15 protein-coding genes and 2 pseudogenes are annotated in these 19,424 nt (G+C 68.0%); 7 read left to right on the forward strand and 10 right to left on the reverse strand.

Annotated features, from left to right (window positions below):
• Window positions 1-117 precede the first annotated feature (117 nt).
• Together OG496_RS09880 and OG496_RS09885 are read right to left on the reverse strand one after the other, a co-directional pair.
• Window positions 118-1,428, reverse strand: coding sequence for an FAD-binding oxidoreductase (locus OG496_RS09880; RefSeq protein ID WP_405970474.1), 1,311 nt, complete (start codon window positions 1,426-1,428; stop codon window positions 118-120).
• A complete protein-coding gene (locus OG496_RS09885) occupies window positions 1,425-2,330 on the reverse strand; it encodes an LLM class flavin-dependent oxidoreductase (protein ID WP_405970475.1) in 906 nt (301 codons plus the stop codon). The genes OG496_RS09880 and OG496_RS09885 overlap by 4 nt, the downstream gene beginning before the upstream one ends.
• A 123-nt stretch (window positions 2,331-2,453) precedes the next feature.
• On the opposite strand from OG496_RS09885, the gene OG496_RS09890 reads away from it, so the two are divergent.
• Complete coding sequence (locus OG496_RS09890) at window positions 2,454-2,744, forward strand: winged helix-turn-helix transcriptional regulator (protein WP_405970476.1); 291 nt, start codon at window positions 2,454-2,456, stop codon at window positions 2,742-2,744.
• 163 nt (window positions 2,745-2,907) lie between these two features.
• Here OG496_RS09890 and OG496_RS09895 read toward each other — a convergent pair.
• A pseudogene (locus OG496_RS09895) lies at window positions 2,908-3,057 on the reverse strand (AAA family ATPase); the annotation flags it as partial.
• A gap of 5 nt (window positions 3,058-3,062) precedes the next feature.
• Here OG496_RS09895 and OG496_RS09900 point away from each other — a divergent pair.
• Together OG496_RS09900 and OG496_RS09905 are read left to right on the forward strand one after the other, a co-directional pair.
• Window positions 3,063-3,215 (forward strand): annotated as a pseudogene (locus OG496_RS09900) (ATP-binding protein); the annotation flags it as partial.
• Window positions 3,187-3,375: a hypothetical protein gene (locus tag OG496_RS09905; protein WP_405970477.1), complete on the forward strand. Its 189-nt coding sequence runs from the start codon at window positions 3,187-3,189 to the stop codon at window positions 3,373-3,375. The pseudogene OG496_RS09900 and the gene OG496_RS09905, both read left to right, overlap by 29 nt.
• Window positions 3,376-3,485: 110 nt before the next feature.
• Here the strand turns inward: OG496_RS09905 and OG496_RS09910 are convergent, their stop codons facing one another.
• Window positions 3,486-4,676 carry an IS110 family transposase gene (locus tag OG496_RS09910; RefSeq protein ID WP_405970478.1) on the reverse strand — a complete coding sequence of 397 codons (1,191 nt, stop codon included), beginning with the start codon at window positions 4,674-4,676 and terminating at the stop codon, window positions 3,486-3,488.
• A gap of 392 nt (window positions 4,677-5,068) precedes the next feature.
• Between OG496_RS09910 and OG496_RS09915 the strand changes: the two genes are divergently transcribed.
• On the forward strand, window positions 5,069-6,274 hold the full coding sequence (locus OG496_RS09915; RefSeq protein WP_405976596.1) for an IS256 family transposase: 1,206 nt from the start codon (window positions 5,069-5,071) through the stop codon (window positions 6,272-6,274).
• A gap of 4 nt (window positions 6,275-6,278) precedes the next feature.
• On the opposite strand, the gene OG496_RS09920 is transcribed toward OG496_RS09915, so the two are convergent.
• The gene (locus OG496_RS09920) at window positions 6,279-7,607 is read right to left on the reverse strand and encodes a glycoside hydrolase family 26 protein (protein ID WP_405970479.1); all 1,329 of its coding nucleotides are present in this window, start codon (window positions 7,605-7,607) and stop codon (window positions 6,279-6,281) included.
• Between the two features lie 375 nt (window positions 7,608-7,982).
• Entirely contained in the window at window positions 7,983-8,783 is an 801-nt protein-coding gene (locus OG496_RS09925; RefSeq protein WP_405976597.1) for a carbohydrate ABC transporter permease, read from the reverse strand.
• 287 nt (window positions 8,784-9,070) lie between these two features.
• Here OG496_RS09925 and OG496_RS09930 point away from each other — a divergent pair, with 287 nt between their 5' ends.
• Window positions 9,071-10,228 (forward strand): transposase, encoded by a 1,158-nt coding sequence (locus tag OG496_RS09930; RefSeq protein ID WP_405970480.1) that lies wholly within the window; start codon window positions 9,071-9,073, stop codon window positions 10,226-10,228.
• A gap of 17 nt (window positions 10,229-10,245) precedes the next feature.
• Here OG496_RS09930 and OG496_RS09935 read toward each other — a convergent pair whose 3' ends face one another.
• Window positions 10,246-11,223 (reverse strand): carbohydrate ABC transporter permease, encoded by a 978-nt coding sequence (locus OG496_RS09935; RefSeq protein WP_405970481.1) that lies wholly within the window; start codon window positions 11,221-11,223, stop codon window positions 10,246-10,248.
• Between the two features lie 86 nt (window positions 11,224-11,309).
• Window positions 11,310-12,629 (reverse strand): ABC transporter substrate-binding protein, encoded by a 1,320-nt coding sequence (locus OG496_RS09940; protein ID WP_405970482.1) that lies wholly within the window; start codon window positions 12,627-12,629, stop codon window positions 11,310-11,312.
• A gap of 287 nt (window positions 12,630-12,916) precedes the next feature.
• Between OG496_RS09940 and OG496_RS09945 the strand changes: the two genes are divergently transcribed.
• A complete protein-coding gene (locus OG496_RS09945; protein ID WP_405970483.1) occupies window positions 12,917-15,322 on the forward strand; it encodes a glycoside hydrolase family 2 protein in 2,406 nt (801 codons plus the stop codon).
• Window positions 15,319-16,350 (forward strand): LacI family DNA-binding transcriptional regulator, encoded by a 1,032-nt coding sequence (locus OG496_RS09950; RefSeq protein WP_405970484.1) that lies wholly within the window; start codon window positions 15,319-15,321, stop codon window positions 16,348-16,350. Before OG496_RS09945 ends, OG496_RS09950 begins: the two co-directional genes overlap by 4 nt.
• Before the next feature lie 189 nt (window positions 16,351-16,539).
• Here the strand turns inward: OG496_RS09950 and OG496_RS09955 are convergent, their stop codons facing one another.
• Together OG496_RS09955 and dctA are read right to left on the reverse strand one after the other, a co-directional pair.
• Window positions 16,540-17,715 (reverse strand): lactonase family protein, encoded by a 1,176-nt coding sequence (locus OG496_RS09955; RefSeq protein ID WP_405970485.1) that lies wholly within the window; start codon window positions 17,713-17,715, stop codon window positions 16,540-16,542.
• A 93-nt stretch (window positions 17,716-17,808) separates the two neighbouring features.
• A complete protein-coding gene (gene dctA / locus OG496_RS09960; RefSeq protein WP_405970486.1) occupies window positions 17,809-19,182 on the reverse strand; it encodes a C4-dicarboxylate transporter DctA in 1,374 nt (457 codons plus the stop codon).
• Between the last annotated feature and the right edge of the window lie 242 nt (window positions 19,183-19,424).

Consider the following 19,424-nt stretch of genomic DNA (forward strand, 5'->3'; position numbering starts at 1 on the left):
GAGTCGATGTGCAGCAACGTGGCCATGGAGTATCTCCAGCACTGGGTGACTTGAAAGGGCGGGCGCTCGCGGCGGGTGCCGCGGGCTCGTGGTCGGTGAGGTCGAGGCGGCCAGCGGTCAGGCCGGTGGCCGGGGGTGCAGGACGCCGTCGGGGTCGTAGCGCTTCCACAGGTCGGTGACGCGGCTGCGGGTCGGTCCGGGGTAGGCGCGGGCGAACGTCGCCTCGTCGGGTGTGCTCTCAAAGTTCACGTAGGCGCCGTCGGTGTGCAGGGCGAGGGAGCGCCAGGCGGCGGCCAGTGTGGCGGGAGCGTCCGGCGGGAACGCCGTGGCGACGACGAGGGTGTTTGGGTGGCGGTGGGCGAACGCGGTGGCCATGGGGGCAGGGTCATGGGTCGCGCCGCCGAGTGAACGCAGCTGGATCAGGATCGGGTCGGGGGTGGCCGATGCGGTGACCAGTGCGTGGGCGGCGTCCGGGGTCATGTCGGTGAGCAGTCCGTTGGTCGTGCTGGCGGGCATCTGACCGGAGTGGCCGTGCAGATGGTGCGGTGGGACCAGCTCGGCGTAGGGGACGATGTGGCTCTGCTGAGCCCTCACGTCGCCGATGCCGAGCAGCGGTTCGACGGCGTCGCGGATGACGGACGGGCTGTCCGAGGCCACGACCGCGGTGATGTACGCGGCGGTGGTGGCGCCCCGCGAGGACAGCATCACCGCCGTCGACAACTCGCGCGGCGCCCGCGCCATGACGTCGGCCCAGCGGCGCAGCGTCTGACCGGCCGGGTCCACCGCCGCGACGAACTGCGCGTGACCGACGTCGCGGAGATCCATGGCCTCGATCTCGAAGGCCACCGCGATCCCGGCACCCGCCCCGGCCCCGCGCATCACCCACAGCAGGTCAGGATCGGTCTCGACATCCGCGCGTACGGCCGTTCCGTCGGGCAGGACGACCTCGACCGCACGGATGTGGTCGATGGTGAGCCCGTACTGCCGTACGAGCCAGCCGACGCCGCCCCCGGTGGCTATGCCGCCGACGCCAACGTTGCCGTGGTCGCCCGAGCTGATGGCGAGCCGGTGCGGGGCGAGCGCCTGGGCGACCTGGGCCCAGCTGGCGCCCGCCTGGACGCGGACCAGGCGGGAGCCGCGGTCGACGACGTCGATGCGGTGCATCGCGCTCAGGTCGATGACGAGCCCGCCATCGTTGGTGCCGCTGCCGGACAGGCCGTGTCCGCCGCTGCGGACGGCCACCCGAAGCCCCGTCTTCCGTGCGTACCGCAGCGCCGCCGCGACGTCGCCCGCGGACTCGGGCAGGACCACGGCGGCCGGGCGGCCAACGGTGGTGTGGGTGGAGCGCAGCGGCCGGTAGCGGCGGTCGTCGGGCGTGACTACCTTGCCCGCGAGCTCGGCCGGCACGGTGGAGAGGGTGGCGTTCATCGCCCGCTCCGGAGGGTGTCGACGCGCTCGCGCACCGCGGGCACGACCTCGCCTGCGAAGAGTGCGAGCTGGTTCTCGGGGTCGGTGGCGGGCCAGAAGACGAAGGTGTCGAAGCCGAGTTCGACGGTCCACTCGGTAAGGGTGTCCACCCACCTCCGCACATCGTCGACGAGCCCGGGACTGCTCCCGTGGCCGTGGTCGCCGATCACGCCGATCACGTTGTAGACGCGCCGCAGTGTGCTCGGGTCGCGACCCGCGCCGGTGGCCGCCTCGTCGATAATCCGCTGACGCGAGGGCACCTCCCGCGGCGGGAGGTAGATGTTCAGCGGAGCGATCCAGCCGTCGGCCGACCGGCCGGTGACGGCGAGCATCTTGGGCTTCTGGGCGCCGAGCCAGAGCTCGACGGGCTTCGGGGGCACCGGTCCGGCGTGGTAGCCGTCGACGGCGTGGTACGGGCTGTGCAGTTGTACGACGCCTCCGGCCAGGGCCGTGCGCAGCAGCCCCAGGGACTCCTCAGTGAACGCCACCATGTCCTGGCCGCGTCGCGCCGGCCCGCCCATCGAGGCGATGGCGTCCGGGATACCTCCCCCGCCGACACCGAGCTGGATCCGTCCGTCGGTGAGCACGCTCAGCGACGCGGCGGCCTTGGCGAGCATCACCGGCGGGCGCAGCTGCAGGTCGGCGACGCCGGTGAGGAAGGAGATACGGTTGGTGACCGCCGACAGGTGCGTGATCAGGGTCCAGGCGTCGAGGTGGCTGGGCTGGTACGGGTGGTCCTGGACGGCGAGGTGGTCCAGACCCGAGTCCTCCGCCGTGCGCGCGAGGCGCCGGGTCAGTGCCCATGTCCCGGCGGAGGGGTCGAGGCTCACTCCGAAGGAGAGTTGGCGTCCGTAGTCGGTCATGAGGCCAGAGTGGGCCGGGCCGCCCCACTGGCAAAACGATGGGTAAGCTGCTAATCCTTTATAAGTGCACTCCATTCATGACGACAGTTGCCCGAGCTTCGAGGACACCCTCGAAATGGTCGGATGCCGCTGGACGGGTTCGGTACTGCAAGCCGCCGCCCAGAGCGCCGGCGCTTCGGCGAGTACCGGGCGATGATCGACGGCATCTCCGACAGGTTGCTCTCCCAGCGCCTGAAGGAACTCGAGGCCGCAGGCCTCATCGAGCGAACCGTCATCCCCACTACCCCCGTACAGATCCGCTATCAGTTGGCCTCGGACGGCCAGGCACTGGTGAACGCCCTGCTGCCGCTCGCGCAGTGGAGCGTGCACCGCTCGGGCCCCAGGGGAGCGGGGCGGGTTCCTGCGTCGATGTAGTCTCCGGATACGCGCGTCCAGAAGGCGCGCACTCACTCCGTCGGCACGGAGGCGCACAGGCCGCTGGTGCATGTCCTTTCACCAGGACGCTTTGGTGAACTGAACGAAGGATGGTCCGCCGCCCGTGAGGGCGGTGGACCATCGAGGGAGGTAGCGGCAGAGGTCAGCCGGCCTTGGCGGTCTCCTCGGCTCGGGCTCGGGTGCTGGCGAGGCGGTGAGAGTTGGTGCCGGTCTCGATGATGGTGCCGTTGAAGGTGAGCCGGTCGACGATGGCCGCGCAGAGGCGTGGGTCGGTGAACGTTTTGTCCAGCCCCAGATGAATGGGGCCAGGTCTTCGGCGACGAGGTCCTCGGTACCGCGATCCTCGACTGGCTCCTGCACCACTGCGAAGTGATCTCGGTCAACGGTCCCAGTCGGCATGGCAGTCCCCTACGGCCCTCAAGTGCGAACCGAGTGGGTCGCCAACGGTGACCAACAGCGGCGTAGTTGGTACATGTTCTTCTTCCAGACGGCACTGGCGGAGCCGGCCATCGCGCGCGACGACTTCGCCTTCATCGACCGACTCTGGCGAGAATGGTCGCCCGGCTACGAGCTGCCGGACGCGGAGCGTTCCGCGCTCCAGGGGTCGTGACCGAAACCCTGGGCTACTACCGTCAACTGTTCTCGCCCCCCTTGGACCAGGCGACTCAGGCCCTGGAGGAGCGGGCAAACCGAGCAATCACTGATTCCTAATGGTGTCTGTCAAGCTGCGAGAGTGGTGGATGGCAGGGTCTGGTAGGTCCGTCCGTCGCGGAGGAGGGCCCAGAGGACGTTGACGCGTCGGCGGGCCAGGGCCAGGACGGCCTGGATGTGATGTTTTCCCTGGGCTCGCTTGCGTTCGTAAAACCGGCGGGACTCGTCGCAGTGGCGGATGCTGAACAACGCGGAGATGTAGAAGACACGTTGGAGTCTGCGGTTGTAACGCCGTGGGCGGCGGAAGTTGCCACTGATCTTGCCGGAGTCGCGGGGAACGGGTGCGACGCCACCGAAGCCGGCAAGGCGGTCAGCGGTACCGAAGAAGGCCATGTCGCCTCCGGTGGCGGCCAGGAACTCGGCGCCGAGGATGACGCCCAGGCCCGGCAGGCTGGTGATCACTTCGAAGTCCTGATGTTCGCGAAACCGGGCCTCGATCGCCTTGTCGAGCTCGGCGATTTGCTGGTTGAGGGCCGTCACCTCCCTCGCCAGCGTGTGCACCATGTGGGCGGTCAGCTTCTCGCCGGGCAGGCTGGTGTGCTGGCGCTCGGCGGCGTGGACGGCGGTCTCGGCGAGCCGGTCGGCGTGGATGACCTTGCGGTTGCGCAGCCAGGTCTCCAGACGTTTCACGCCGATTCGGCGGATGGCGGCCGGGGTCTGGTATCCGGTCAGCAGCATGAGCGGGCCGGCGTTGGTCAGGTCCAATGCCCGTTCCAGACCGGGGAAGATGCCGGTGAGTTGAGCGCGGAGCCGGTTGACGCTGCGGGTGCGGTCGGCGACCAGGTCCGTGCGGCGGCCGGTGAGGATCTTGAGGTCGGTGACGGTTGCGTCGCTGGTGCGTAGGGGGTGCAGGTCCCGTCGGATGCGCGTTTGGTCGGCGATGACGGCAGCGTCCTTGGCGTCGGTTTTGCCCTCGCCGCGGTAGCTCTCGGGGGCGCGGTGGATGGCCCGGCCGGAGATGTAGTGCACGGGCTGGTCGTGGTTGAGGAGGATCGTGATGGCCAGGGCGGCACCGCCGTCGGCCAGGTCGATGCCCCACATCGCATCGTCGCCCAAGGCAAGCACGGTGGTGAGAAGTTCGAGGAGTTCGGGTTCGTCGTTGGCGACGCGTCGTGACAGAAGTCGGCGGCCGCTCTCGTCGATCGCGACGCAGTGATGATGGGTTTTACCTGCGTCGATGCCGGCCCAGATCGTGGCCATGTGGTGCCTCCGTGCGGTGTGGTGCTGGTGCCTCCCGACGGACGACCTCGCTGTCGATTCCCTACTCAGCGATCATTCGCAGTTCCTAATTGGCAGCCGAGTCGTCGTGGGGCGCCGGGCGGCCAATCAGTGGAAGCCACAAGCGGCAGAGCTTTTTGAACCACACCCGGCACCCCTGGGCGGGTCAACCATACGAAGGGCCCACCACATCCCACAGAACAACGTAGGGAGCTCTTTCAGCGGGGCCGGGAGTGTAAATCTAACGGCGGATCCGACGATCATGGGAGAGACGTCAAGTGACTGACACCGCCGTGGAGTTGGAGACCGTGGAGCCTGTCGAGAGTGCTGAGTCCGGGCAGCCTGTGCCCGTGTCCGACGAGCAGCTGGTCGCGATGCTGGTGGAACGGGCCCGGTCGGAGGGACTGCAGCTGACCGGGCAAGGCGGGCTGCTGCAGCAGCTGACCAAGCGGGTCTTGGAGTCTGCCCTGGAAGGTGAGATCACCGATCACCCCGGCTACGAGAAGCACGATGCCGACGGCCGGGGCAGCGGCAACTCCCGCAACGGGAGCCGGGCCAAGACCGTGCTGACCGACGTCGGGCCGGTCGAGGTCAAGGTCCCGCGTGACACCTCGGGCACGTTCGAGCCGCAGATCGTCAAGAAGCGGCAGCGACGCCTGACCGGCGTCGACGAGATGGTGTTGCCGCTGTCAGCGAAGGGGCTCACGCACGGCGAGATCTCGGCTCATCTGGCCGAGGTGTACGGCGCCGAGGTGTCCAAGCAGACCATCTCCACCATCACCGACACGGTCATGGAAGGCATGGCCGAATGGCAGAACCGTCCCCTCGACCGCGTCTGTCCGGTCCTGTTCGTGGACGCCATCAACGTCAAGATCAGGGATGGGCAGGTCGCGAACCGTCCCATTTACGTGGTGATGGCGGTGACCGTGGACGGCACCCGCGACATCCTCGGCATCTGGGCCGGCGACGGCGGCGAGGGCGCGAAGTACTGGCTGCATGTGTTCACCGAGCTGAAGAACCGCGGCCTGGACGACGCGCTCATGCTGGTCTGCGACGGGCTCAAGGGCCTACCCGAAGCCGTGGAGACCGTCTGGCCTCGCACGATTGTCCAGACGTGTGTGGTTCACCTCCTGCGCAATTCGTTCCGTTACGCAGCTCGCCAGGACTGGGACAAGGTCGCCAAAGCCCTCAAGCCCGTCTACACCGCACCCAGCGAAGACGCGGCGACGGAGCGGTTCGGGGAGTTCCAGGAAGCCTGGGGTCGGAAGTATCCGGCGATCATCAAGCTGTGGGAGAACGCCTGGGCCGAGTTCGTGCCCTTCCTCTCCTTCGACGTCGAGATACGCAAGGTCATCTGCTCGACGAACGCGATCGAGTCCGTGAACGCCCGCATCCGCAAGGCCGTCCGCGCCCGCGGACACTTCCCCAACGAAGCCGCCGCCCTCAAGTGCATCTACATGGCGCTGATGAGCCTGGACCCGACGGGGAAGGGCCGCAGAAGGTGGACCATGCGCTGGAAGGCACCCCTGAACGCGTTCCAGATCGCCTTCGAGGGCCGCCTGACCCCGAGCAACAACTGACCACTCAACAACCAAGATCAGCCGTTAAATTGACACACCCGCGGGGCCACTGAGCACGGTGCATCGTGAAGTTGCTGGTCACGGGTCTGGTGTGAGGGTCGGGCGGGGTATTGCGGACGGGGGTGGTGCGAGCAGAGAACACCCCCCGGAGATCGGCGGCGAAGAGGGTGTACGGGTCTTGGTAGTACTGGACGAAGTCCGGCAACAGGGCCTGGCCCTGGTACGGCACATAGGCGCGGTTGGTGCCTCCGAAGTTGGCCCAGGTGAGCATGTAGGTCACTTGACGGGCCACTGGGTCCGCCCGGAGGGCGTGCAGCAGTTCGGTGAACCACTTGGGGTTACGGTCCTCGGTGCCGCTCTCCCCGAACTCGGTGAGGACCGGCACCTTGCCCCTCTCGTTCGCCAGCCGGACCACCATCACCAGGTCCGTCACCAGGCCGTCCAGCCAGGCGGTCGAACCGGCGGAATCGTCGTAGGAGTCGTAACCGAGGATGTCGACGAACCGATCGCCCGGGTCGGTCTTGAGGTAGCTGGGCGGGTCGCCTCCGAAACCGGAGTTGGGCGAGTAGGCGTAGAGCAGGTTGTGGACGTCCCTGGTGTCGCGCAGGTACTCGACGGTGTAACGGAACAGCTCGATGTACTCGGCCGAGGTGGTGTGGCCGGCGCCCCACCAGAACCAGCCTCCGTTGTTCTCGTGGAAGGGGCGGAGGACGACCGGGATCGCGGTGCCGTCCGGCCGCCGCGCGCCCTTGACCGCCTTCGCGATGCGGTCGAGGAAGGTGTTGAACTCCGCGTGCTTCGCGCCGCCGGGAAGGATCTTGCCGACCACTCGGCCCGATGTGTCGTAGAAGTTCCCGCCGGTGACGAAGTTCGGCATGTGGGCGCTGAGGGTGTTGATTCCGCCGCGTGCGTCTCCCTGGCTGATGGACTGGCTGAGCGCGGCGATGTTCGCGGCCTCGGTTCCGTCCGGTACGCCGGGGCGTTCGTCGCCGTCGAGGATGAGGGTGTCCCAGCCGAAGACAGAGGGATAGTCGCCCACTGCGGCCTTGGTGTCGGACGCCTTGCCGTCGGGAGTGGCGAAGGTGAAACCATAGGTGAGGTCGTGCTGGTGACCGAACAGGATGCCCTTCCCCTGCTGCCGCTTCAGGTATGCGAACAGCGCGCGGGTGGCGGGGGTCGCCTTGTCGTCGACGATCTGGATCGGCGTCGGCACTCCGGTGGGCGCCGCGAAGGGCGCGGCCGCGGCGGCCACCGGCAACTGGGCGCCCGCCGCCATGGCGACCGTGGCGCCAATGAGGATGAACGCACGACGGTTCAGCAGAGGTTTGGACATCTACGTCTCCTTTGGCGTGGCGATTTCCCGTGAGCAGAGGTGGGTCACCGGGGACGGGCGAACCCGTCTGTCCGCAGCAAGCGTCGCGCGCCGTGAGTCACCGGTCAGCGGCGCCGGGCGTTCGGGGCACGGCGGCGATTATCAGGTCGACATGGCCCGGGGCCCTCGCCCGCAGAGGTGGACGTGGCCGACGTTGCCGTATGCCGGGTGTAGGCGTTGCTCAGTCGGGCTCCGGAAAGCGGACTTCTCAGCGGGTCGTCGCAGAACCGTCGAGCTTCCGGGGACCGTCGTCCATCCGCGAGGAACCAGCCCAGCGGGGTAAATCGGTTAAGTAGCCGACGAAGAGGCAGCGGCTTGCGAGCGGGCCGCCCCCGCCTACTTCGTGGCGCCCCGCGCGAACCCGTTGTAGATGTAGCGCTGGAGGAAGAGGAAGAGGAAGAACGTGGGCACGATGACGAGGATCGCACCGGCCGAGATGTCCTCCCAATGGGCGCCGAAAGGGCCCTTGAAGCGGAACAGGGCCGTGGAGATGGTGCCCAGGTTCTCTGAGGGCATGTAAAGGAAGGGAATGTAGAAGTCGTTGTAGACGGTGATGCCCTTGATGATGACGACCGTGGCGATCGCCGGTTTGAGCAGCGGGAAGATGATCCGCCAGTAGATGGTGAGCGCGTTCGCGCCGTCGAGCCGGGCGGCCTCGTCGAGGGAGACGGGGATGGAGCGGACGAACTGCAGGAAGATGTAGATAGACACGATGTCGGTGCCCATGTAGAGCACTATCGGCGCCCACCGGGTGTCGAAGAGGCCAAAGCTGTTGACCACCTGGAACGTAGCCACCTGCGTGGTCACGCCCGGCACCAGCGTGGCAACCAGGAACAGCCCCATGACCAGCCTTCTGCCGCGGAAGGTGAAGCGATCGATGGCATACGCGGTCATCGAACCGATGATCACGGTGCCGGCGATGGAGAACAACAGGATGAAGGCGGTGTTCCCGAACGCCATCAGCATGTGACCGTCGCGGAAGGCGGTGACGTAGTTGGACCAGTTCAGCCAGTCGCCGGGAAGCCGGAACGCGCCGCCTCCTTCCGCCACTTCCTTCGACGTCTTCAGCGAGGTGAGGAACACGACAGCCAGCGGGACCAGGACCACCAGCGAGGCGAGGACCAGGGAAAGATACATGAGGACCGCGCCGATGCCCCGAGGGCGACGGCCGTCCACCGCGTTGGTCGTCACTGGTCCACCATCCTTTCTGCGGGCGTCTGTTGGGCGCTCGTGGTTGGATGCCGGTGAGAGCCGGGGTGACGGCCCGTGGTGGTCGCCCTTTCAGGGCCCGTATGACACTGCCGCCCCCGGTTCTTCCGGAGCTGTCGACCGGCAACAGAGGGACGCGCCGCAGAGCGCCAGTCAGTGACCGCCCGGGGTTCAGCTTCGTCACCGGCCTGTCGCTGATAGGCACGAGGAGAGCTGTGGCACTGCCCGAGAGCGAGCACTACGTCGGGATCGACTGGGGATCGGCCGAGCACGCGGTCTGCGTGCTGGACGGAGCCGGCAAGGCCCGAAGCGAGTTCACCGTCACCCATTCCGCGATCGGGTTCGAGACCCTGATCCGCCGTCTGGCCAGGTTCGGGGACGCGGAGAACGTCCCCGTGGCGAGGCGCGACGCCGAGGTGCTGTCCGAGGCGAAGTCCGACCCCGGGGACGCGATGGTGATCGCGGAATACCTGCGGCTGAGGCACCACAGGCTCAGCAAGGCCCGCCCGTTCAGCGACGAGACGAAGACTCTGCGCACTGTGGTCCGCACCCGCGACGACGTGGTGCGGCTGCGGGTGATGGCCACCAACATGCTCAGCTCGCTGCTGGATACCTTCTGGCCCGGCGCCAAATCGCTGTTCGCGGACATCGAGTCGCCGATCGCGCTGGAATTCCTCACCCGCTACCCGACCCCGGCCTCCGCCGCCCACCTGGGCGAGAAGCGCATGGCCGCGTTCTGCACCAAGCACGGCTACTCGGGCCGGCGCACCGTCGACGAGCTCCTGGGGCGCCTTCGCCGAGCCCCGGCAGGCGTCACCGCCGAGCACCGCACCGAGGCCGGACGCGACGCCGTCACCGCCCTGGTCACCGTGCTCAAGACGTTGGGCGGCGTGAAGAAGGACCTCGACCGCTCGGTGGTCAGCCACCTCGACCAGCATCCCGACGCGCGGATCTTCACCTCGCTGCCCCGGGCCGGGCAGATCAGCGCCGCTCAGATCCTCGCGGAGTGGGGCGATTCCCGCGTTGCCTACGACAGACCGGATGCGGTCGCCGCCTTCGCCGGCGTCGCGCCGGTCACCAAGGCGTCCGGACGCATGCGCGGGGTTTCCTACCGGTGGGCCTGCAACAAACGGTTCCGGCAGGCGATAGTGGTCTTCGCGGACAACAGCCGCCACGAAAGCCCATGGGCCGCCGACATCTACCAGCGGGCCCGAGACCGGGGCATGGACCACCCACACGCAATCCGGGTCCTGGCCCGCGCATGGATCCGCGTGCTCCATCGCTGCTGGCTCAGTCACGAGCCCTACCAGCCCGACCGGCACGGCGGGCTGCAACGTCTCACAACCCCGAAACCGCTGCTTCAAGCAGTGTGAGGTTGACACAGGGGGTGTCATACGAGGTCTACCTTCTCGTCGGGCACGAGGCGGCGCTGGATCCAGGTGATCAGCAGGATGATCAGGAGCAGGACGACGGCCGAGGCGGAGGCCAGGCCGACCTTGTTGAACTGGAAGGCGAGCTTCACCGTCTGGATGACGAAGGTCGTGGTGCCGGTGGCGCCGCTGGTCATGATGTAGGGGATCTCGAACACGGACAGGGAGCCGGACACGGCGAGGATCACGCTCAGGCTGATCACGGGCCGGATGCTCGGCGCGATCAGGTACCGAAACTGGTGCCACCGGGTAGCGCCGTCGAGCTGGGCCGCCTCGTACAGCTCGCCGGGGATGGACTGGATCGCGCCCAGGAAGAGCACGAAGTTCAGGCCGGTGAAGCGCCACACGGAAACGCCCGCCAGGGAGATGTTCGCGGAGGTCGGTTCGCCGAGCCAGGCATGGTCGCTGCCCGCGCCGAACCAGGTCATCACCGAGTCGAGGGTGCCACCGTCCTGGAAGAAGTACAGGAAGACGAACCCGATGGCGACGCCATTGATGAGGTACGGGAAGAACAGGATTCCCTTGAAAAGGTTGCGCAGGCGCAGGTTGAAGCTGAGGACGGTCGCGAAGTACAGGGCGATGACGATCTGCACGGCGGACGCGACCAGATAATAGAGGCTGACGAAGAACACCCGGAACAACTCGGGGCGGGTGAACAGCTCGGTGTAGTTGGAGATTCCGGTGACGTGGATCTCCGGGCTGACACCGTCCCAGTCCGTGAAGCTGTAATAGATCATGTTCGCCACGGGCACGTAGGTGAACGTGATCAGCAGGACCAGGGGGACCAGCAGGAACAGCCAGGGAGTGACTCCGCTGAGCGGGCCACGGCCGGGACGGGACCGCCTCCTCAGCGTCCGGTGTGCCGGACCGCCGGCCGGGCGGGCGACGACGCTCTCCCTGCCCACGCGTGCCGTGGGCGTGTGTGTGGTGTGGGTCATGTCGGCCTTTCGGTCGTCCACGGATGTGGTGGGCGTGCTGGGCCCGGCTGGGAAGCGCCGCCACCGGGCCCGTGCGCCGCTCTCCGTCAGGAGCCCGCGGTCTTCTGCGCCTCGCTCCACTTCTTGTCGAGGTCGGCGAAGTAGTTCTTCAGACTGCCGCTCTGGACTCCGCGGGCCATGTCGACCAGTTTCTGCCGGTAGTCGGGCTTGGACAGGCCGATCTCGGCGGTGTTGTCGATGGCGTTGACCTGGGCACTCTTGGCCTCGGACCGTTCGAGGAGGGTGACACCGTTGTCCTCGAAGGGCTTCAGGGTGTCCGGCAGGGCACCCGACCTGGCCGTCGGGATCGAGCCCTCGTTCTGTGCGAAGCCTGACTTCTCGGTGAACCAGTCGATCCACGCCCGCGCGGCCGCCTTGTGCTCGGAGTGGATGCTCACCGCCTGCTGGTAGTCGGAGGACAGGATCGCGCAGAACCTGCCGTCCTTCTGCGCGGGGAACGGCATGAAACCGATGTCGTCGGGGTTCTCCCCGGCTGTCTTGGCCGCGTCCTGCATCTGGGTGATGGCCCAGGAGCCGAGCTGCATCGTCGCGATCTCGCCGCGGGCGATCAGCCCCTTGGAGTTCTCCCAGTTGGTGGTGGTGGGGTCCTTCTCGGAGAGCTTGTCGTGGACGGTGTCGTAGAGCAGCGTGTCGATGACGTTGAGGTCGCTGCCCGAGGCCCAGGGGGCGGTGGACGTCGCCAGCTTGTCGTTGGCCTGCGCGTCACAGCTGACGGAGCCGATGCTCGCGGTACCGGCGGTCAGCGGCCACTGGTCCTTGAAGTTCGTGTAGTACGGCACCGCGTCGGTCTTCGCCTTGACGGCCTTGAGGTCGGCCACGAACTCCTGTGTGCTGGTGGGCCAGGAGGTGATGCCGGCCTTCTTCCAGACGGCCTGGTTGTAGACGAACCCGTTGGCGTTGCCCACGATGGCCAGGCCGTACACCTTGCCGCCGACGTTCGTGTTGCCGGTGAAGCGGTACGCCTTGCTCAGCTCGGCGTTGGTGCCGAGCGAGGCGAAGAACGAGGGGTAGTCCTTCTTGGCGATCGCGTTCGGGATCATCAGCACGTCACCGTAGTTGTCGGTGTTCATGCGGATCTTGACCTCACCCTCGTAGTCGGTGATGCCCTCGAACTTCACCGTCACCTTGGGATAGATCTTGTTGAACGCGGCCGCGTACTTTTTCATCGTGCCGTTCTGCACCAGGTCCGTGCGGTGCGTCAGGACCGTGATGGTGCCGGACACGCTGCCCGGGTCCGTCGCCTCGGCGGCGGACTCGCCCTTCGGCGCCGCCGCCCCGGTGCACGCCGTCGCGGTGAGCGCCGTTACGGCTATCAGTGCGGCGACCGCCAGCGTCTTCCTCCCCATATACCCCAGCTCCTTCTAGATTGCGGCTCAGGCTCTCCTTTGGGCTGTCGGCACTATGGCACCGAGCCATTGAACCGGTAAAGCTCACCGTTCTCTCGCGATACCTAATCGTTACGCAAGGGTTTCAGAATGGGCCGCATTCCCTCCCGCATAGGTAGGTAAAACGCAACAAATAGGCGCATACTCACGAGAGCTATACCGGTTTATGGACATCGTTCGCCTGCGCGGCTAGGTTGGCGTGCGCCGTAACCAGAAACGACCTTGCGTCACGCGAGGGGAGCCGCACAATGAAGGACGTCACCCTGCTCAGCGACGGGTGGGGGCTGCGCCACGAGGACGCGGTGCTGCCTGCCCGGGTACCGGGCTGCGTGCACACCGATCTGCTGGCTGCGGGGCTCATTCCGGACCCTTTCATCGGCACCAACGAACACGAGGTGGCCTGGGTCGGCGACCGGGCCTGGACGTATACCGCCCGGATCCCGGCCGTCACCGTGCACGAGCGCACCGACCTGGTCTTCGACGGTCTGGACACCGCCGCCGAGATAGCCTTGGACGGAGAACCGCTCGGCCGGACCCGCAACATGCACCGCACTCACCGGTTCGACGTCACCGGTCGCGACGGAGAGCTCCAGGTGCACTTCGCCCCGGCTCGCGAGGAGGCGGACGCGGTACGCAAATCGGTCGGCGACCGGCCCAACGTCTATCCGGAACCGTCCCAGTACATCCGCAAGATGGCGTGCAGCTTCGGCTGGGACTGGGGCCCCACCGTGGTCACCGCCGGAATGTGGCGGCCCGTCCGCCTGGAGCACTGGTCCACCGCCCGGATCTCCCAGGTCCGGCCCCTCGTCACAGTCGCGGGGACGCGAGGCCGGGTCGAGGTCCATCTCACGGTGGAACGCACCGCCGGCGGCACCGGGCGCCCCCTGACGGCGCGGGCGTCGGTGGCCGGGGTGGACACCGAGGTCACCGTCGAGGACGGCCACGCGCTGCTCTGCCTGGACGTGCCCGGCCCGCGGCTGTGGTGGCCGCGCGGGCACGGCGAACAGCCGCTGTACGACCTGACGGTCACCCTCGCCGACGGCGACACCGCGCTGGACAACTGGCAGCGCCGGATCGGCTTCCGCACGATCGAACTGGACAGCACCGCCGACGAGCACGGCACCGGGTTCACCCTGGTCGTCAACGGGGTGCGCCTCTTCGCGCGCGGCGTGAACTGGATCCCCGACGACGTCCTGCCTTCCCGCATCACCCCGGAGCGCTACCGGCGCCGTCTCACCCAGGCCGCGAACGCGAACATCGACCTCGTCCGCATCTGGGGCGGCGGCATCTACGAGGACGAAGCCTTCTACGACGTGTGCGACGAACTCGGGCTGATGGTGTGGCAGGATTTCCTGTTCGCCTGTTCCGCCTACCCCGAGGAGCAGCCCCTGCGCGGCGAGGTGGAGGCCGAGGCGCGGGAGAACGTCGTACGCCTGATGCCGCACCCGTCACTGGTGCTGTGGAACGGCAACAACGAGAATCTCTGGGGCTTCCGGGACTGGGGCTGGGAACCCGGACTCGCCGGTGACTCCTGGGGCGAGGGGTACTACCTCGGCCTGCTGCCGCGTGTCGTCGCCGAGCTGGACCCGACCCGGCCGTATACGGCGGGCAGTCCCTGGTCCGGTTCCTGGGACCACCACCCCAACGACCCGGCGCACGGCACCCACCACTCCTGGGAGGTGTGGAACCGCAGGGACTTCGCGGAGTACCGCGACAATGTGCCCCGGTTCGTCGCCGAGTTCGGCTGGCAGGCGCCGCCGGCCCTGGCCACCCTGCGCCGCGCGCTGCCCGGCGAGGACCTCGCCCCCGACTCGCCCGGCATGCTGCACCACCAGAAGGCCGAGGACGGCAACGGCAAACTCAACCGTGGTGTCGAGCGCCACTTCGTGCTCCCCGAGGGCACCGGGGCCGGCTTCGACCGCTGGCACTACCTGACCCAGCTAGTCCAGGCCCGGGCCGTCGCCGCGGGCATCGAGCACTGGCGCTCCCACTGGCCACGGTGCGCGGGCACCGTCGTATGGCAGCTGAACGACTGCTGGCCGGTCAGCTCCTGGGCGGCCATCGACGGAGACGGCCGGCTCAAGCCGCTCTACCACGAACTGCGGCGCCTGTACGCCGACCGGCTGCTCACCCTCCAACCCGCCCCGGAGGGCATCGTGCTCGGCCTGGTCAACCAGTCGGCCGCCCCCTGGCGGGCCGAGGTCACCGTTCGACGGACGGCCGCCGACGGGACTGTGACGGCCCAGGTGCCCCTCACCGTGGAGGTGGCGGCGCGTGAAGCGGTACGGACACCGCTGCCCGTGGCCGCGCTCGGTCTCCCCGGGGACGGGGAGTTCCTGGTCGCGGACGTGGACGGTCTGCGCGCCGTGTACTTCCCCGTGCCGGATCGTGAATTCCCCTATCCGCGCGCGGAGTTCGACGTACGAGTGGAGCCGGTCGCCGGTGATCCCGATACAGTCGACGTCGTGGTCACAGCACACACCCTCGTACGCGACCTCCTCCTGCAGCCCGACCGCCTCGCCCCCGACGCGGTGGCCGACACGGGTCTCGTCACCCTGCTCCCCGGCGAGGAGGCCAGGATCCGGGTCGACGGCTGGTCCGAGCCCGACGCCGGACCGGCCCGCGCCGCGCTCTTCTGCGTGGAACCGGCGTGAGCGCACCAACTCAACGCTTCACCATCAAGGACGTCGCAGCCCGGGCCGGCGTGTCGAAAGGAGCGGTGTCGCTCGCCTTCAACGGTAAGCCCGGGGTGTCCGACACCACCCGGGACCGTATCTTCCAGGCGGCCCAAGAGCTGGGCTGGGCTCCCAACATGCGGGCCCGCGGTCTGTCGTCCGGCAGCAGGGTGGACACCATCGGCCTCGCGATCTGCCGGCCGGCCCGGCTGCTGGGCCTGGAACCCTTCTACATGGAGTTCATCTCCGGGGTCGAGAGCGTACTGGCCAAGCGGTCCTGCTCACTCCTGCTGCACCTGGTGCGGGACGTGGACGAGGAGATCGCACTCCAGCGGCGCTGGTGGCAAGGCCAGCAGACCGGCGGTTCAATCCTGGTCGACTTCCGCGAGAACGACCCCCGCGTGCCCGCGCTACGGGCCATCGGGCTCACCGCGGTCGCGGTCGGCCACCCGTCGCTGACGGGCGGCTTCACCTCGGTATGGACGGACGACGCCACCGCAGCCACGGAGGCCGTGCGGTATCTGGCGGCCCTCGGCCATCGGCGCATCGCCCGCGTCGGCGGTCCCGCCGGACTCGGCCACAGCGCCATCCGCGCAAAGGCGTTCACCGAAGCGACGCGCGAACTGGGGATCGCAGACGACCTTCAGATCGCCACGGGTTTCGAGGGCGAGGAGGGAGCCCGCGCCACCCGGTCACTGCTGCTCATGGCCGAGCGACCGACGGCCATCCTCTACGACAACGACATCATGGCCGTCGCCGGGACCGCCGTCGCAGCAGAACTTGGCCTCTCGGTGCCACGCGACCTCTCCCTGCTCGCCTGGGACGACTCCCAACTGTGCCAGCTGACCCACCCGCCGCTGTCCGCGATGAGCCACGACGTGCACGGCTTCGGCGCCGACGTGGCGCGAACCCTCTTCGCGGTAATCGACGGCGAGGATCCCGTCTCCCACCAGGTCGCCACCCCCTCGCTCACCCCGCGCGGGTCGACGGCGCCGCCGCTGCGGTAGGCCCGGCGTCTCCGGGCAACGGCAGACCGGCAGCGACCGCGCCCCGGGGGCGGACCGACTGAGGGCTACGGCAAGGTCGTCGTGCGCCCTGCTGTCTGGAGCCGGCTGCCACAATCCGTGACGGTCCAGGCGAACCCCTCGCTCAACCTCGCCATGGACAACCGCTCCGAACACGTTCAGTCGATGGCGTCAGTCCTGGGTACGGAAGACGATACAGACCGGCGATCCGGTGGCCACGGTTCTGCCGACGGGGCGCAGACGGCCTTCCCGTGTAATGCGGAACGCGGTGATGGTGTCGGTTGCCTGGTTGGCAACGTAGAGGGTGTCGCCGTTGGCGTCGGTGGTGAGGAACCGGGGCTGCTCGCCGCCGGCCGCGGTCCAGCGTGGAGCGTGCAGGGTGCCGTCGTCTCGGACGGCGTAGGTGGCGATGCTGTCGTGACCGCGGTTGGAGACGAACAGGAGACGTGCGTCCGGGGTGAACTGGATCTCTGCCGCGGTGCTGTCGCCTGTGTAGGTGGGCGGCAGGGTCGGCAGCCACGAACGCGGGGTGAGGTCACCGCTCATGGGGTCGTAGGAATATGTGGTGACCTGGGAGTTCAGTTCGTCGGCGACGTAGGCCAGGGGCAGGTGTGGGTGATGGGTGATGTGTCGGGGACCTGCGCCTGAGCGGACTGTGGTGGCGGGACCGGCCGGCATGAGGCGCCCCGCGCCCGCGTCGTACGTGAAGTGGTGGATGCGGTCGGTTCCCTTGTCGGGGATGAGGACGTGGCGTCGATCGGGGGCGAAGGGGATGTGGTGGGGGTGGGGGCCGGTCTGCTGGGTGCGGTCGGGGCCGGGTTCGCCGATGAGTTCGACGACCTGGTCGGCAGGCTGGAGGCGGCCGTCGGCTGTGCGGGGCAGGACGGCGAGGGTGCCGGTGGCGTAGTTGGCGACCAGGAGCCTCTCGTTGTCGGGGGTGGGGGTGAGGTGGACGGGGTTGGTGCCCTGGCTCGGCTGGGTGCCCAGGGAGGTCAGGCTCCCGGTGTGACGGTCTATCGCGAAAGCGCTGACCTGGTCGAGATCGCCGTGGACGGCGTAGAGGAACGACTGGGTGTGGTCCAGGGCCAGGAAGGACGGGTTGGGAAGGGTCTCAGTGAGGTCGACCTGCTGCCAGCGTCCGGGACCGTCGACACGGAAGACGGCTATGCCCTTGCCGTGGCCGGCTCGTTGGGGAGTGGTGTAGCAGCCGACGTAGGCGTAACTCGGTTCGGGCGGGCGACGGGAGGGGCCTGTGGTTGCCGCTGCCGTGGAGGCGGCGGTGAGGGAGAGGGCAGTGGTCGCGGCGGCTGTCAGGGCGCTTCGGCGGGAGAGGACGCGGTGCGTCACGTGGGGCTCCTCTGAGCTGGCTCGGTAGTCGGGAGCGGGGCGACCGGTGGCAGCCGGGCGGGGTGCGGTGCGGTCGCCCCGGTCTCCGCGTTGTCAGCCCGCTGCCGCCGGGGCCACGGCGGTGCCGGGGAGAACAGTGGCCGGCTGAGCGTCCTCGTCGGTCATGGCGAGGGGTGGGACGTCCTTGCCGTCGAGGACGGCTTTGGCGCGTTCCAGATCGAACTCGCCCTCCCACTTGGCGATGAAGATGGTGGCGACCGCGTTGCCGAGGACCGTGGTGAGGATGCGGCCCTCGTTGAGGAAGCGGTCGATGCCGACGATGAGGGCCAGGGCCGCGATGGGGACATGGCCGATGACGCCGATACTGCTCGCCAGGACGACGAAGGCGCCGCCCGGGACGCCGGCCGCGCCCTTGCTGGTGATCATCATGATGCCGAGCATCGCCAGCTGCTGGCCCAGGGACAGGTGGATGTCGAGGGCCTGGGCCAGGAACAGCGAGCTCATCGTGAGATAGATGGCGGTGCCGTCGAGGTTGAAGGAGTAGCCGGCCGGGAGGGTGAGGCCGACGACCGGCCGGGAGGCTCCGAGGTTCGTCATCTTGTCGACCATGCGGGGCAGGACAGCCTCACTGGAGCAGGTCGCCAGGATGATCATCAGCTCTTCCTTGAGGTAACGGCAGAGCTTGAAGAGGCTCAGGCCGGTGTAGCGCAGCAGCCCGCCGAAGACGACCAGGATGAAGAGCAGGCAGGTCACGGAGAAGATCGTGATCAGGATCAGCAGCTGGTGCAAGGTGCCGATGCCGTACTTGCCCACCGTCAGGGCCAGGCCGCCGAAGGCGCCGAGCGGGGCGGTGCGCATGACCCAGCCGACGACCTTGAAGACGACCTTCGAGAGGTTCTCCACCCCGCGGAGCAGCCCTTCGGCCGGGGCGCCGACGGCCTTGATGCCGATGCCGAAGAGCACCGAGACCAGCATCACCGGGAGGATCTCGCCCTCGGTGAAGGCGCTGAACATGGTCGTCGGGATGATCGACAGAACGAAGTCCGGCAGATTCAGGTGGGTACTGGTGGTGCCCTCGGGCAGGTCCCGCGTGCTCAGCGAGGAGGCGTCGATGTGCATGCCCGCCCCCGGATGGAAGAGGTTGCCCACAACCAGGCCGACCGCCATGCACAGACCCGTCAGGACGACGAAGTAGAGCAGCGACTTGGCGCCGACCCGGCCGACCCGGCCGATGCTGTCGACCTTGCCCACGCCCATGACGACCGTGCAGAAGAGCACGGGCGCGACGATCATCTTCATCAGGGCGACGAATCCGTCGCTGAACGGCTGCATCTGCGCGGCGGCGTGCGGCCAGACCGCGCCGACGACGATGCCTGCCGCCATACCGATGAGCACCTGGACCCACAACTGGCGCAGCCAGTACCCGACGCCGCGCGTCGTTGCGGTCGCGTGCGGAGAGCTGGACATCAATTCATCTCCCTCTGAAGGCTGGAATCAGTCCCTGTATACAGACACGCATCCAGCTCTGTATAGCCTTCTGTGGACATCTCTTCGAAACGATCTGTACACGTGATGCACGCGAAAGGTCCCGCTTGCCGGGGGTGGGCAGGCGGGACCTCCGAACGGCACCGCAGGTGCGGGGAGCGGTCAGAGACAGACCCAGTAGGTGCGGGTGTCGGTGAACTCGTGGGAAGACGGCACCGGCCGGT

Source organism: Streptomyces sp. NBC_00988 (assembly GCF_045162645.1).
Classification (GTDB): Bacteria; Actinomycetota; Actinomycetes; order Streptomycetales; family Streptomycetaceae; genus Streptomyces.